General features: G+C 69.6%; 11 protein-coding genes. 4 read left to right on the top strand and 7 right to left on the bottom strand.

From position 1 onward, the window contains the following. Positions 1 to 14: 14 nt before the first annotated feature. Positions 15 to 1,094, bottom strand: coding sequence for a sn-glycerol-3-phosphate ABC transporter ATP-binding protein UgpC (gene ugpC, locus ABN611_RS06470; RefSeq protein ID WP_350278867.1), 1,080 nt, complete (start codon positions 1,092 to 1,094; stop codon positions 15 to 17). 234 nt (positions 1,095 to 1,328) lie between these two features. Between ugpC and ABN611_RS06465 the strand changes: the two genes are divergently transcribed. After that, the gene (locus tag ABN611_RS06465; RefSeq protein WP_350281603.1) at positions 1,329 to 2,357 is read left to right on the top strand and encodes a LacI family DNA-binding transcriptional regulator; all 1,029 of its coding nucleotides are present in this window, start codon (positions 1,329 to 1,331) and stop codon (positions 2,355 to 2,357) included. On the opposite strand, the gene ABN611_RS06460 is transcribed toward ABN611_RS06465, so the two are convergent. The 4 genes from ABN611_RS06460 to ABN611_RS06445 form a co-directional block, all read right to left on the bottom strand. Next, positions 2,341 to 4,119: a sialidase family protein gene (locus tag ABN611_RS06460; RefSeq protein ID WP_350278866.1), complete on the bottom strand. Its 1,779-nt coding sequence runs from the start codon at positions 4,117 to 4,119 to the stop codon at positions 2,341 to 2,343. The two genes, ABN611_RS06465 and ABN611_RS06460, sit on opposite strands and share 17 nt — an antisense overlap. Positions 4,120 to 4,189: 70 nt before the next feature. Beyond that, positions 4,190 to 4,705, bottom strand: a complete 516-nt coding sequence (locus ABN611_RS06455) for a hypothetical protein (protein ID WP_350278865.1) — start codon at positions 4,703 to 4,705, stop codon at positions 4,190 to 4,192. Between the two features lie 68 nt (positions 4,706 to 4,773). Beyond that, a complete protein-coding gene (gene snpA / locus ABN611_RS06450; protein ID WP_350278864.1) occupies positions 4,774 to 5,448 on the bottom strand; it encodes a snapalysin in 675 nt (224 codons plus the stop codon). A gap of 163 nt (positions 5,449 to 5,611) precedes the next feature. Beyond that, positions 5,612 to 6,592: an alpha/beta hydrolase gene (locus tag ABN611_RS06445; RefSeq protein WP_350278863.1), complete on the bottom strand. Its 981-nt coding sequence runs from the start codon at positions 6,590 to 6,592 to the stop codon at positions 5,612 to 5,614. A 52-nt stretch (positions 6,593 to 6,644) separates the two neighbouring features. Between ABN611_RS06445 and ABN611_RS06440 the strand changes: the two genes are divergently transcribed. After that, complete coding sequence (locus ABN611_RS06440) at positions 6,645 to 7,229, top strand: helix-turn-helix domain-containing protein (protein WP_350278862.1); 585 nt, start codon at positions 6,645 to 6,647, stop codon at positions 7,227 to 7,229. On the opposite strand, the gene soxR is transcribed toward ABN611_RS06440, so the two are convergent. Further along, entirely contained in the window at positions 7,226 to 7,705 is a 480-nt protein-coding gene (gene soxR / locus ABN611_RS06435) for a redox-sensitive transcriptional activator SoxR (protein WP_350278861.1), read from the bottom strand. The two genes, ABN611_RS06440 and soxR, sit on opposite strands and share 4 nt — an antisense overlap. A gap of 367 nt (positions 7,706 to 8,072) precedes the next feature. Between soxR and ABN611_RS06430 the strand changes: the two genes are divergently transcribed. Continuing rightward, positions 8,073 to 9,974, top strand: a complete 1,902-nt coding sequence (locus ABN611_RS06430) for a DEAD/DEAH box helicase (RefSeq protein WP_350278860.1) — start codon at positions 8,073 to 8,075, stop codon at positions 9,972 to 9,974. A 49-nt stretch (positions 9,975 to 10,023) separates the two neighbouring features. Here the strand turns inward: ABN611_RS06430 and ABN611_RS06425 are convergent, their stop codons facing one another. Beyond that, positions 10,024 to 11,136 carry an aminotransferase class V-fold PLP-dependent enzyme gene (locus tag ABN611_RS06425; RefSeq protein ID WP_350278859.1) on the bottom strand — a complete coding sequence of 371 codons (1,113 nt, stop codon included), beginning with the start codon at positions 11,134 to 11,136 and terminating at the stop codon, positions 10,024 to 10,026. 90 nt (positions 11,137 to 11,226) lie between these two features. Here ABN611_RS06425 and ABN611_RS06420 point away from each other — a divergent pair, with 90 nt between their 5' ends. Continuing rightward, a complete protein-coding gene (locus tag ABN611_RS06420; RefSeq protein ID WP_350278858.1) occupies positions 11,227 to 14,391 on the top strand; it encodes a penicillin acylase family protein in 3,165 nt (1,054 codons plus the stop codon). The last annotated feature ends 1 nt before the right edge of the window (position 14,392 follow it).

The following is a 14,392-nucleotide window of genomic DNA, read 5'->3' as shown; positions in this document are numbered from 1 at the left end:
GCTACTGCCGAGGATCAGGCGGTGAGCCGCTCCTCGGTGGAGGTCGAGAACAGGTGCAGCTTGTCCGGCACCGCCGCCAGGCGGATCGTCGAGCCCTTCTCGACCGGCATCCGGGCGTCGATGCGGGCCACGATCTGCTGGTGCTCGTTGTTGTGCTCCGCGGTGCCGTACAGGTACGCGTCGGCGCCGAGCTCCTCGACCACGGCGACCTTCACCGGCAGGCCCTCGTCGGCGACCTTGAAGGCCTCCGGGCGAACGCCCACGGTCAGGGTCTTGTCGCTGCCGGCCTTGGCGAGCACGTCGCGCTGGATCGGGATCACGTAGTCGCCGACCTTGGCACCGCCCTCGGCGATGTCGGCGGTCAGCAGGTTCATCGCCGGCGAGCCGATGAAGCCCGCGACGAACTTGTTCTTCGGGTTGTCGTACAGGTTCAGCGGGGTGTCGACCTGCTGGAGCAGACCGTCCTTGAGCACCGCGACCCGGTCGCCCATCGTCATGGCCTCGACCTGGTCGTGGGTGACGTAGACGGTGGTGACGCCGAGGCGCTGCTGCAGCTCGGCGATCTGGGTACGGGTCTGGACACGCAGCTTGGCGTCGAGGTTCGACAGCGGCTCGTCCATCAGGAAGACCTGCGGGTTACGCACGATCGCGCGGCCCATGGCGACGCGCTGGCGCTGACCACCGGACAGGGCCTTCGGCTTGCGGTCCAGGTACTCCTCCAGGCCGAGCAGCTTGGCGGCCTCGCCGACCCGCTTCGCCCGGTCCTCCTTGGAGACACCCTGCATCTTCAGCGCGAAGCCCATGTTGTCCGCGACCGACATGTGCGGGTAGAGCGCGTAGTTCTGGAACACCATCGCGATGTCCCGCTCCTTCGGCGGACGGTGCGTGACGTCGCGGTCGCCGATGTAGATGGAGCCCTCGTTGACCTCTTCGAGGCCGGCGAGCATCCGGAGCGAGGTGGACTTACCGCAACCCGACGGGCCGACGAGCACCATGAACTCGCCGTCCTCGATCTCGAGGTTGAGCTTGTCGACGGCGGGGGTGTCCGAACCGGGGTAGACCCGGGTTGCCGCCTTGAACGACACAGTAGCCATGACTGTTCTTTCCCTTCACCGGCAGGAACGTGCCGGACGATCCGAGTAAAGGTTCCCCCGGGCGGGGGAGTTGGCCCATCCTCGCCCGGCCCCACTCGTCCTGACAAGGTCTACGGCGTGTGACGTGTCCATTCCGTTCACGTTGTGGACACCCGTGCGCATCCTGCAAGTTCTTGCAGGATCTTGCTGCAAGGTCAGCGACGGCTGGGTACAGTGCCGGGCGTGAGCAGCGGCGTGGGTGGCAGGGCACGGCTGGCGGACATCGCGGCCAAGGCGGGGGTCAGTGAGGCGACGGTCTCGCGGGTGCTGAACGGGAAGCCGGGGGTCGCGGAGGACACCAAGCAGTCGGTCCTGACCGCGCTCGACGTCCTCGGGTTCGAGCGGCCGTCCCGGTTGCGGCGGCGGTCCGCGGGGCTGATCGGGCTGGTGATGCCGGAGCTGATCAACCCGATCTTCCCGGCATTCGCGCAGGTGATCGAGTCCGCGCTGTCGCAGCGCGGGTACACCCCGGTGCTGTGCACGCAGTCCCCGTCCGGGGCGACCGAGGAGGAGTACGTCGAGATGCTGCTCGAGCGCGGCGTCTCCGGGATCATCTTCGTCTCCGGGCTGCACGCCGACACCGGCGCCGACCACGAGCGGTACCAGGCGCTGGTCGAGCGCCGGCTCCCGGTGGTGTTCGTGAACGGCTGGCTGCCGGCGGTCGAGGCGCCGTTCGTGTCCTCGGACGAGTACGCCGCGATGGAGCTGGCGGTCTCGCACCTGGTGGCGCTCGGGCACCGGCGGATCGGGTTCGCGTCCGGGCCGGAGCGGTTCATCGTCGTCCAGCGGAAACTGGCCGGGTACCGGACCTCGATGAAGGCCCAGCTCGGCCTGTCGGACGACGACCTGGAGCCGTTGGTCGCGCTGAGCATGTTCGGCGTGGAGGGCGGCGAGGCGGCCGGCCGGCAGTTGCTGGACGCCGGGGTGACCGCGGTGGTGTGCGGCTCGGACATGATGGCGCTCGGTGTGATCCGGGCGGCCCGGCAGCGCGGGCTGAGCGTGCCGGGCGAGGTGTCGGTGGTCGGGTACGACGACGCGCCGATGATGGAGTTCACCGATCCGCCGATGACGACGATCCGGCAGCCGGTGCAGGCGATGGGGCTGGCCGCGGTCCAGTCCCTGCTGGAAGAGGTCCGCGGCCACGCCACGCCGCACACCGAGTTCCTGTTCCGTCCGGAACTCGTGGTGCGCGGCTCCACCGGCCCGGTCAGAACGGGTATCTGAGCCGCAGCCCCGCCGGAGCGGTCGAGTTGCCGGTGAAGATCGTGGAGATCTCCGCCGGGGTCAGTGCGCGGGTGTAGAGCCGGAAGTCGTCGAGCTGGCCCTTGAGGTTCTGCAGGCCGTCGAGCCGCTGGCCGAGATGGATCTGGAACGGCCGCTTCGGGCTGACCGAGCCGATCGCGCCGGTGGCGGTGGCGGCGGCCACGCCGTCGACGTACAGCGTGAACGTGCTGCCCTGGCGGGAGAGCGCGTAGTGGTGCCAGGCCTGGTCGTTGTAGGACTTGGTGGTTGCGAGTGTCACCGCGGTCTCGCCGCTCTGGGCGAGGGCGCGGAGGCGGTTCTTCGAGGGTTCGGCGCGCAGCCAGAGCTGCGAGTAGACGTCGCCCTGGTTGTAGGCCCAGAGCAGCGGCTGGTCGGCGGTGCTGGCGCCGTACTTGAACCAGCCGGTCCACGTGAAGTCGCCACTGCTCACCGCGAGCTTCTCCGCGAACGGCAGCTGCACGTAGTCGTCGGTGCCGTCGAGCGAGAGCGCCGTACCGAACTTGCCGGCCACGGACACGGGGCCGCGCAGGTACCCGTGGAGATCGTTGCCTGAGGCATCGGGAGTGGTCGGTACGCCGCTGGTGTCGCCGTCCGGCAGGCCGAGGTCGGCCTCGGTGAAGGTGGTGAACCAGATGTACCCGTGCGACCAGTTGACGGCCCGTTCGTAGACGAGCGCGACCGTGCTGTCGTTGATTCTCGTCATGTCCGTGTACGCCGCCATGCCGCCGTAGATGACGGTGCCGCCGCCGGGGTCGACCCATTCGGTGCCGCCCTTGTAGGTGGAGCGGATCGTGAGGTTCTCGCGGGTCGTGCCCTGGCGGGTCTCGGTGGCGAGCAGCACGCGGTTGTAGCGGTCGCCGCGGTCGGTGGCGCGCAGCTCGAGGGTGGACGCCTGGACGGTCGGTACGGCGAGACTCTGCTCGGCCGGGCCCGCGTGGAAACCGGTGGAGAACGTCTCGCCCGCGTCGGACGAGATCGCCGAGGCGACCGTGGACGGGTTGGGGCCGCCCTCGTCGCGGGCGAGCGCGAACAGCGAGCCGTCAGGGCGTTCGAAGACGGACAGTTCCTGCACGCGGAGGTCGGGATCGGCCGCGTAGTCGCGCGCGCCGAGGCGCCACGTCGTACCGCTGTCGTCGCTGTAGACGAGCGCGCCGCCCTTGCGGTCGCCGTCGGTGGTGGAGAAGTGCGTGCCGACGACCAGCCGGCCGGCGTGCGCGCCGCGCTGCAGCTGGATGCCGTGCGAGGGACCTGTCGCGTAGCTGCTCCAGCCGGCGAGCTTCGCGCTGCTGGTGATCTCCCGTGGCTGGGTCCAGGTCGCGAAGTTGTCGTCGCTGTACTGCGACCAGACCGTGTTGTACTGCCGCGAGGTCAGCAACGCGATGCGGCCCGTCCGGGTGTCGACGACCGGTGCGGGGTTGTGTGCGGTCTGGTCCACGCCCGCGTGCACCACCTTCGGCGCACTCCAGGTCACCCCGTTGTCCGTGGACCGCACCATCACCACGTCATGCGTGCCGAGGTCGCCGCACGACGGCTTCCGTCCCTCCGCGAACAACACCAGCGTCCCGTCGTTCCCGCGCACCAGAGCGGGAATCCGGAAACACGAGTACCCCGCGGTCCCCGGCGACAAGATCGCCCTACCTTCCAGACCTGCCCCGTACGCCGGAGACGTCAAACAGGTCGTCACCATCACGAGAAGCGCAAGCACCACCAGGCGGAATCTCATGCCCACCAGTGTTCGCGAGATCCGCTGTCCGAACCGGGTTCTGCGGCGTGTCGTAGTACGTCCTATGTCCTCAAAACCACTCCTCGCAGGTCTTCGTCCGGAAGTCGGCCAGGGACACGGTGCGGTTACCCTGCGCTTCCGGTTCGTTGTCCGGCACTCGCACCGTCCCAGGTCCGAGGTTCGCGAGTTCGTGCTCGCTGAAGGACAGATGGCTCGCCGACCAACTGTTGTCCTTCGACCATCCGTAGATCGTGTACCGCGTCTCCGGTTCGCGTGGCATGAGCGTGCCGGCGACCCGCCAGCCGTTTCCGCCGGTGTCGAGGAAGAACTGTGAGAAGCCGGTGACCGGCGGGCTGACCTCCCAGGTCCCCATTGTCTTGTGCTGCGCAGGCATCCGGTCGGGGTCGGGATCCTCCAGATAGAGGGTCGCTCCGTCGATGTGGCCCTCGCACATCTGGACGACGATCGACGGTTCGCCGCGACCGTCGACCATCACGCCGAGAATTCCACCCGACGGAACCCCGCAGCCGGTCAGTGACGACGTACCGACGACTGCCGCGGCTGCGGCCCCCACCCACTTCCGCATGTTCCGAGAGTAAGAGCTCCGGCCCGGGCCGTCCCCTGCCGGGCGGCTCCGGGCCGGAGGTTCGGGGGTTACTTGGAGGTGTGGAAGGCGGCTTGGGGGAGGGTGGTCTTGCCGTTGGACCAGAGGCGGTCGACCTTGGCGCGTTCGGTGGCGTCGGGGTAGGCGTTGGTGCAGGACGGGCCGGGGCCGCCGCCGGACATCAGTTCGGAGCACGGGCCGGAGTAGTGGTCGGGGAGGCCGAGGACGTGGCCGGTCTCGTGGGCGGTGATGCGGGTCGGGTCGTACTCCCGGGACTGGGCGTAGTCGAGGAAGATGTAGCCGCTGCCGTGCCCGTCGGTGGACGCGTACGAGCCGCGCGGGTCGTTGCCCTCGGTGTAGTAGAAGTCGTAGTTGCTGCCCTCGACGAGCTTCACGTTGCTCACCGACGAGTTCCAGATCTGCGTGCTGGAAGAGATCTGGGACCGGAACGTCGGTGCGTCGACGGCGTACGTGACGGTCACGGCCGTGACCTTCCGCCCGGCCTGGGCCTGCTGCGCCATCTTCGCGCGGGCGGACTTCATCACGGCCTCGTAGAACGCCTTCGTGGCGGCCTCGTCCTGCGGGGAGCCGATGTACGCCGCCCGGGTAGTGGCGGTGGAAACGGTGGCCGGCGCGGCAGTCGAGGGGGACGCTGCCAGTGCGGGCACGGCCAGCGCGGCGGCGGCGAGCGCCGCGAGGCTGGTCAGGATACGGCGATGCGACATGGAGGGCCTCACTCCGAATCGGTGGCGGATAGCGACGGGCGGATCACCGATCGCTACCTCCGGATGCTGCCAAGACTCCCGGAATTCCGCATCGCATCCCGCAAAACCCTGGGGTTAACCCGCGTCCCCACCCGGCCGTTCTATGCCCGCCATAGCCGCCGCGTTATGAGCGGCCGTGCGCCGTGAGGAACGTCCGCAGGTCGCTCGCGATCCGGTCCGGGTACTCGCCGTTGACCGCGTGCGACGCGTCCGGATAGAACGCCACGGTCTTCGTCCGCAGCGCGCGCTCGGCCGTACTGCGAGCCTTCGCCGGGTCGTGCATCACCGACCGCCCGGCGATGATCGCGAGCACCGGCATCGGCAGCGCGGCGAGCTGTTCCTCGGTGATCCGCTCCGGCTGCGGCTGCCGCATCGTGTAGTTCTTCATCCCGGACTCGATCATGTCGGCGACCGGCACGTGCTCCACAGGCTTCCCGCCGGCGGTGTACGAGTTGAAGCTGTCCCGCCACGACCGCGGCAGCCACTTCACCGTGGCCGGCAGCGAGCGGATCACGACCTCGAACGGCAGTCCGTCGTACACGTAGACCGCGTCCAGCGTGGTGACCGTCGCGACCCGGTCCGGCCGTCGTACGGCGAGATTCATCGTGGTCCAGCCGCCGATCGAGAGCCCGAGCAGGTTGAACTTCCGCTCCGGCAGCGCCGCGAGGGTCTGGTCGAGCCAGGCCGCCTTGTCCTCGCTGGAGGTGATCGGCTTGTCCTGGATGCTCATCCCGGGTTCGCCGAGCAGGTCCAGCGCGTACACGTCGGTGATCGCGAGCAGCGACCTCAGGTTGTCGGCCCAGACCGGCGTCCCGGACGACGTACCCGGCAGCAGCACGAGCGGGTGCAGTCCGCTCTTCGCGCCCGCGAACTTGTATACGCGGACGACGCCGTACTCCGTCCGCACGTCGCGGACCGCGGCCGGCGCCGGGAGGTCGCGCATCGCCGCGTCGTACTTCGACCGGTAGTCGTCGAAGCCCTCGGGACTGTTCCAGTGGCCGACCGGCGACGGCGTACGGAGCGCGAAGGCCGCGCTGACGACGAGTCCGCCGACCACGCACAGCGCGATCAGCAGGCGCCGGCGGCGGCGTGGGTTCTTGGTCACGAGCTCTCCTAACCGATCGGTAAGTGATCCCACCATACGGTAAGTTGAGGTCATGCCTTCAGCCCGCGGCCGGAACCTCACGTTCACCGAGGAGGCGCGCCGCGCGCAGCTGATCGACGTCACGATCGAGCAGGTCGCCGAGGGCGGGTACGCCGCCGCGTCGCTCGGGCGGATCGCGGAGAGCGCCGGCATCACGAAGGCGGGCGTGCTGTATCACTTCCGGTCGAAGCAGGCGCTCGTCGAGGCCGCGCACCAGCACGTCCTGTCGACGCTGGTGGCGGCGGTCGGCGCGGCCGTCGACGCCGCGGGTCCGGCGGACGGCCCGGCGGCGTACATCCGGTCGATGGTCAAGCACCTGCGGGAGCGACCGCGGCACGTGCGGATGCTGATCGAGGCGATGACGTCGGTCGCGCCGCTGACCGATTCGAAGGCGCGCTGGTCAGCGGTCGCGGGCCTGCTGTCAGCGGCGCGCGCGGCCCGCGGGTTGGACGCTGACCTGGACCTACGTTCCGCGGCGCTGTTGATCGGCGGCGGCATCGACTCGATCGTCGCCGAGTCGCTCGCCGATCCGGAGTACGACGCCGCGGCCGCCGCCGAGCTGCTGGTCGACGTGGTCGAGCGCGGGCTGCTCGCCTAGGAAGCTTCGCCCGGGATGCCGACGTTGAGGAGGCGGGCGCCTGGGCCGCGGGTGGCGAGGCGGTCCTCCTTGTTGTAGAGGTTGCAGCGCTGGAGGCTGAGGCAGCCGCAGCCGATGCAGCTGTCGAGGTCGTCGCGGAGCCGTTCGAGCTCGGCGATCCGTTCGTCGAGGCGGCTGCGCCAGGTCCGGGAGAGTTTGCTCCAGTCGGCGCGGGTCGGCGTCCGGTCCTCGGGCAGGGAGTCGAGGGCCTGCTTGATCTCGGCGAGTGCGAGACCGACGCGCTGCGCCGCCTGCACGAACGCGATCCGGCGCAGCGTGCTGCGCTGGTACTGCCGCTGGTTGCCGGCGGTCCGGCGGGACGCGATCAGGCCCTGGTCCTCGTAGAACCGCAACGCCGACGCCGCCACCCCGGACCGCTGCGCGATCTCCCCGATCGAGAGCCAGTGCTCCTTGCTCGGGACGTTCTCCTCTCGCATACCGCCACCCTAGGACCGCGCTCCAAAAACTCAAGCTCGCTTGAACTGTGCGATGACGGACGTTGAGAGCACCAGTTGGGTGAGTGGTCTGGTCGGCGGTCGGGTGGTCGGGGCGGTCGTCACGATCGGTTATACTTTTGTGGTGTCGGTGCGCGCGTCGCGTCACCAGAGTAGTTCCCAGGCGCTCCGACCCGTCGGTTTCAGCATCCCGCTGAAGGTCCCGGCGACATGGGTGCAACGCGATAGCACCCGCAGGTCGATGCCCGTCTCCTGCTGAGTACGTACCGTCCGGTCATGTTTCGTGACCGGCGCTCACGTGCGGCTGCGATCCGGCGCCAATCGTCCGTGAATCCGAGAGAGAGTTTGCGTGACCCAGCACCACCAGTCCGACCCCGAGTCCGCCGACGGGCGGATCAAGAAGCCGCGCCACAAGAAGCACCAGAACCAGTCGTACGGCGAGCGCCTGGCCGCCCAGCAGCCGTCCGAAACACCCCGCGAGAACCGCGCTCCGGTGAAGGGCTACCGCTCCGAGCAGCCCCGGCCCGACCGAGGCCAGCGCACGAGCGGCCGCGACGACCGGCCGGCGTTCCGCCGGGACGACCGCGCGCAGGACAGCCGTCCGCGCTACAACCGCGACGAGCGCCCGCAGTACAACCGCGACGACCGTACCTACAACCGTGACGAGCGGCAGCGCTTCAACCGGGACGAGCGTTCGTCGTACCGGCGGGACGACCGTTCGCAGGGTGAGCGCGGTGACCGGCCGCGGTTCAACCGCGACGAGCGGCCGCAGTACAACCGGGACAACCGCGACAACCGGTCGCAGTACAACGACCGGCCGCGGTTCGAGCGGGACGACAAGAGCTTCCGGCGCGACGACCGGCGGAGTGAGCGGGTGGAGCAGCCGGTGGATCTCGGGAATGTTGCTGACGACAACCAGTTCGCCGCGCTCGGGCTGGCGCCGCGGCTGGTGCAGCGGCTGGCCCGGGACGGGATCACCACGCCGTTCCCGATCCAGGCCGCGACCATCCCGGACGCGCTGGCCGGCAAGGACGTGCTCGGCCGCGGCCAGACCGGCTCCGGCAAGACCCTCGGCTTCGGGCTCCCGACGCTGATGCGGCTGGCCGGCGGCCGGACCGAGTCGCGCCGCCCGCGCGGCATGATCCTGGTCCCGACGCGTGAGCTCGCGATGCAGGTGCACGACGCCCTCGAGCCGCTCGCGCACGTGATGAACGTGTCGCTGAAGCTGATCGCCGGCGGTCTCCCGTACCCGAAGCAGATCGACGCGCTCCGGCGCGGCGTCGACCTGCTGATCGCCACCCCGGGCCGGCTGATCGACCTGTGCGAGCAGGGCGCGGCCGACCTCGGCGCCGTGGAGATCTCGGTCCTCGACGAGGCCGACCACATGTGCGACATGGGCTTCATGCCGGCGGTCACCACGCTGCTCGACATGACGCCGCCCGAGGGCCAGCGGCTGCTGTTCTCCGCGACCCTCGACAACGACGTCGACACGATCGTGCGGACGTACCTGAAGGACCCGGTGCAGCACTCGACCGAGTCCGGCCAGGCGACGGTCACCACGATGGAGCACCACCTGCTCGTCATCGAGCCGGCGCACAAGCAGTCGCTGACCGCCGAGCTGGCCAGCCGGGACGGCCGGACCATCGTGTTCGTCCGCACCAAGCTGGGCGCCGACCGGATCGCGACGCAGCTGCGCGACCGTGGCGTGATGGCCGCGGCGCTGCACGGCGGCCTCACCCAGGGCATGCGGAACCGGACGCTGGACCAGTTCAAGGACGGTTCGGTGCCGGTGCTGGTGGCAACGGACGTCGCCGCCCGCGGTATCCACGTCGACGACGTGGGCCTGGTCGTCCAGGCCGATCCGCCGGCCGAGCACAAGGACTACCTGCACCGCGCGGGTCGTACGGCGCGTGCCGGTGGCAAGGGTGCCGTCGTCACACTCGTCCTGCCGCACCAGCGGCGCGGAATGATCCGGATGGCCGAGACGGCCGGTGTGAAGGCCGAGCCCGTTCGCGCCCGTCCGGGTGACGAGCTGGTCACCGAGCTGACCGGCGGCAGCAAGCCGTCCGGGTATCCGGTGAAGCTTCCGGCCCCGAAGCCGCAGCGCTTCGCCAAGGGCGGCGGCGGCCGGGGTGGCAAGCGGTTCGGCAGCAACCGTCCGGGTCGCGGCCACGACAACCGCGGCGGCAGCGGTCCACGCCGTACCGGCAACGGACCTCGCCGTACGGACGGCAAGTCCTACCAGCACTGACGTACGACGAACAGCGGGTCGAGACGGGTTCTCGGCCCGCTGTTCTGTTTCAGGTCAGAACGGCCCACAAGCGGGCGACGACCGTCGCGATCTCGTCCGCGTCCAGTGGGACCAGCTCGAGCATCAGCTCGCCCTCGGCCATCCGGTCGGTCATCACGTAGATCGGCGGGGTGCCGGCTTCGAGTTCGGTCGCGACCCGCTTGGCGTCGCCGACCTGCAGCAACACCCGGGACACCTGCAGGCCGGCCGGATCCGGGACGGCCTCGGCTGTGACACCGGGGATCCGCGACACCGCGTCGACGAACGCGTCCACCTTCGCGCGCTCGTCCGCCTCCCACTTGACCCGGTCGAACGCCTGCCACTCCTCGAGCGCCGCGAGGACGCCGACGATCGCCTCCTTCGTCGGCTTCATCACCCGCCCGATGCCCTTCTCCTGCGCGCGAAGCGCCTGCACCAGCGACCACGTTCCGGCCGCGATCCCGGCGGTCGGCGAGCCGAGGTACTTCTGCCCGCTGACCAGTACCAGGTCCGCGCCGGTCGCGAGCAGGTCTGCGATCCGCGGGAACTGCGCCGCGCCGTCGATGATGGCCGGTACGCCGCGACGGTGCGCGGCCCGGATCGCCGCCGCCAGGTCGATCGGCTCGCCGCGCGTCAGCCGTGACGACACCAGCATCAGGCATGCGACATCGGGTCCGTCGAGCTCTGCTTCCAGGTCGGCGATCGTGCAGCTGTCCTCCTCGCCGGCCAGGTCCACCTGCGCGCCGGCGAGCCGGATGCCCTGCAGGTTGGAGTGTCCGTAGTCGACGACGTGACAGGCCGGCAGTACGACGCGGTTGTGCATGTCGGCCGTGTTCGGCAAGGCCGCCGTACGCCGGGGATCGCCGCCCGTCATCGTGGCCGCGACGGCGAGCGTGACGCCGGCCGCGGTGCAGTGCACGACGGTGCCGGCGGGGGCCCCGGTGACCTGCGCGATGGCCTCGCTGGCGCGGTCGCCGAGCTCGTCCATCACGAAGAACTCAGGCAACGCCTGTGCGACGGCCGCCGCCACCCCGTCGGAACTGCGGGACACCCCGAGCGGGGTGTACGTCCCCTTGGCGTTGATCACCACACTCAACCGGTAACGATCATGAATGCCCATGGTGTTGCCGAGCGTAGTGGTCACGCACCGCAGTTGGCGAGAGTCTGCGGGTGAGTTCTTGACCGGGTGCTACTGGTGAGTCATTCTCACTTTTACCGACCTGAGGAGGGAACCGTGCCCCGCCCCGCACTCCGAACCCGCCTTCGTCCGACGATCGCCGTCGTGGCCGGCAGCGCCGCCGTCGCTGCCCTGCTCGTGGCCGCGCCCGCACCGACCCAAGCGGCGCCGCAAGCCGTTGCCGCGACCCCCAAGGATTATTGCCTCGAGCAATGCCGCGACATCCTGCCGCCGGGCCAGAACGGCCACGCGACGTTCACGGATCTCCTTGCTTTCAAGGCATTGGGGGTGCGCCCGGCGCACTTCAGTGACACGGTGAAGCCGTACCAGGACCTCGTCTGGAACGCGCAGGGCATCACCGACGACGGCCTCGCGCCGTACTTCGACGATGCCTCGTTCGGCGTGAAACCTGATGACGTGGCGAGCACGATCAAGCCGCGCAGTGACGTGACGATCGTCCGCGACAAGTCGCGCGGGATCCCGCACATCACCGGCACCACCCGGCTGGGCACCATGTTCGGCGCCGGGTACGCCGGCGCGCAGGACCGGCTGTTCGTGATGGACGTGTTCCGGCACCTCGGGCGCGGGCAGCTGACGCCGTTCGCGGGTGGCGCGCCGGCGAACCGCGCGTTCGAGCAGGAGTTCTGGCGTACGGCGCCGTACACCGAGGCCGACCTGCAGCGGCAGTTCGACGACGCGGACGAGTTGTACGGCGCCGACGGCGTGAAGATGCAGCAGGACATCCAGGCCTGGGTCGATGGGGTGAACCACTACATCGACACGGTCGGCATCGCGTACCCCGGTGAGTACGTCGCGCTCGGGCTCGACTGGCCGACGCCGCACTGGAAGGTGACGGACGTCGTCGCGACGGCGGCCGTGGTCGCGGGCATCTTCGGCACCGGCGGCGGTTCCGAGGTCACGTCCGCGCTGGCGCTCCTCGAGGCGCAGGCGAAGTACGGCGTGGCGGCGGGCACCAAGGTGTGGGAGTCGTTCCGGTCGCAGAACGACCCGGAGGCGAACACCACGGTGCACAACGGCGCGACGTTCCCGTACGGGACCACCGGGCCGAACCCGGCCGGCCGCGCGCTGCCGGACCGCGGCTCGGTGACGCCGGAGCCTCAGGTCATCGACCAGACCGTGAACCGGACGGCGACCGCGAAGCCGATGCCGAAGGGCGCCGAGGAACTGCGCGGAATCTTCGACGGCGGACTGTTTCCGGAAGGATTCGGAAAGAAAGGAATGTCGAACGCGCTGCTCGTTTCCGGTGCGCACACGCAGTCCGGGAACCCGATCGCGGTCTACGGCCCGCAGACCGGGTACTTCGCACCGCAGCTGCTGCTCCGCCAGGAACTCCAGGGCCCGGGGATCAGCACCCGCGGCATCGCGTTCGCCGGCCTGAACTTCTACACGCTGATCGGCCGCGGACCCGACTACTCGTGGAGCGCGACGTCCGCGGGCCAGGACATCACCGACACGTTCGCCGTCCCGCTCTGCGAGCCGAACGGCGGAACGCCGCGGAAAACGTCGCAGTACTACGTTTTCCGCGGCGACTGCGTACCGATCGAGCGGCTCGAGCGGCACAACGCCTGGTACGCCAGCCTCGGCTCGTCGGAGCCCGCCGGATCGTACACGTTGGTTGCCCTGCGCACCGAGTACGGCATCGTCACGCATCGCGGAACGGTCGGCGGAAAACCGGTGCTGTTCACCAAGAACCGGTCGACGTACGGCAACGAGGCGGGGTCGGCGCTCGGGTTCATGCAGTTCAACGACCCGGGCAAGATCCGGTCGGCCGCCGACTTCCAGAAGGCCGCGGCGAACATCGGGTACACGTTCAACTGGTTCTACACCGACAAGAACTCGATCGCGTACTACAACTCCGGCGACAACCCGGTCCGCGCGGCCGGCGCGGACCCGAACCTGCCGACGTGGAGCAGCTACGAGTGGCAGGGGTGGAACCCGGACACCAACCGCGCGACGTACACCCCGTCGGCCCAGCATCCGCAGGTTGTGAACCAGGACTACCTGACCAGCTGGAACAACAAGCAGGCTCCGGGGTACTCCGCCTCGGACGGCCAGTGGGGCTACAACGCGGTGTACCGCAGCCAGCCGCTCGACGACCGGATCGAGGCGGTCATCGACAGCGGGCAGAAGTTCACGCGCGGGAAGCTCGTCGAGGCGATGGAGGACGCGGCGACGGTGGACCTCCGCGGTGACCAGGTCCTGCCGTACCTGCTCCGCGTCCTGAAGAGCGCCCCGATCACCGACCCGGCGGTGGCCGACGCCGTCGCCAAGCTGACCGCGTGGCAACAGTCCGGCGCGCACCGCAGGACTCCGACTGCCGGATCCCGCACCTACGACCACGCGGATGCGATCCGCCTCTTGGACGCGTGGTGGCCCGCGCTCATCCCCGCACAGTTCAAGGACCTCGGTCCGGAGCTGTACGGCGCGCTCGTCGCCAACCTGAAGATCGACGAGCGACCGGGCGCACAAGGATCCGCGTTCCAGAGCGGCTGGTGGGGCTTCGTCCAGCGCGACTTGCGGAAGGTTCTCGGCGACCCGGTCAAGGCGGAGCAGCCGGTGACGTACTGCGGCGGCGGTTCCCTGGCCGCGTGCCGCAGCACCCTGACCGAGACCTTGCTCGCGGCCACCAAGGTGCCGGCGTCGACGACCTACCCGGCGACGGCGGACTGCGCGGCCGGCGACCAGTACTGTGCCGACCAGATCGCGCACAACCCGATGGGCGGCATCACCCAGGACCGGATCGCGTGGGTGAACCGGCCGACGTACCAGCAGGTGATCGAGTTCCCGGCGAAGCGCGGCGACGACGTCGGCAACCTGGCGGTCGGCAAGACCGCGACCGCGAGCAGCTACGAGAAGGGCTGGTACAACTCGCCGCCCGCGCTCGCCGTCGACGGCAAGCTGGACACCAGGTGGGCGAGCGACTGGTCCGACCCGCAGTGGCTGAAGGTTGATCTCGGCAACGAGCAACCCGTGCGACGGGTCGTCCTGCGGTGGGAGGCGGCCTACGCGAAGGGCTACCGCGTGGAGGTGTCGCGGGACGGGGCGGCCTGGCAGCAGGTGTACGCGACGACGGCCGGTGACGGCGGGACGGACGTGGTCCGGTTCGGCGCCGTGCCGGCCCGCTACGTGCGCGTCACCGGGACGCAGCGCGCGACGTCGTACGGCTATTCACTCTTCGAGCTGCAAGTCTTCAGATGGTGAT

The organism is Kribbella sp. HUAS MG21 (assembly GCF_040254265.1).
Taxonomy (GTDB): Bacteria; Actinomycetota; Actinomycetes; order Propionibacteriales; family Kribbellaceae; genus Kribbella.
The sequence above is the reverse complement of the archived record's forward strand: the minus strand, read 5'-3'. Positions and strand labels throughout refer to the sequence as shown.

Excerpts from the sequence above, each read along its gene's own strand:
- ugpC (WP_350278867.1), bottom strand. The coding sequence starts at position 1,094 with ATGGCTACTGTGTCGTTCAAGGCGGCAACCCGGGTCTACCCCGGTTCG.
- ABN611_RS06460 (WP_350278866.1), bottom strand. The coding sequence starts at position 4,119 with ATGAGATTCCGCCTGGTGGTGCTTGCGCTTCTCGTGATGGTGACGACC.
- ABN611_RS06455 (WP_350278865.1), bottom strand. The coding sequence starts at position 4,705 with ATGCGGAAGTGGGTGGGGGCCGCAGCCGCGGCAGTCGTCGGTACGTCG.
- snpA (WP_350278864.1), bottom strand. The coding sequence starts at position 5,448 with ATGTCGCATCGCCGTATCCTGACCAGCCTCGCGGCGCTCGCCGCCGCC.
- ABN611_RS06440 (WP_350278862.1), top strand. The coding sequence starts at position 6,645 with ATGCCTTCAGCCCGCGGCCGGAACCTCACGTTCACCGAGGAGGCGCGC.
- soxR (WP_350278861.1), bottom strand. The coding sequence starts at position 7,705 with ATGCGAGAGGAGAACGTCCCGAGCAAGGAGCACTGGCTCTCGATCGGG.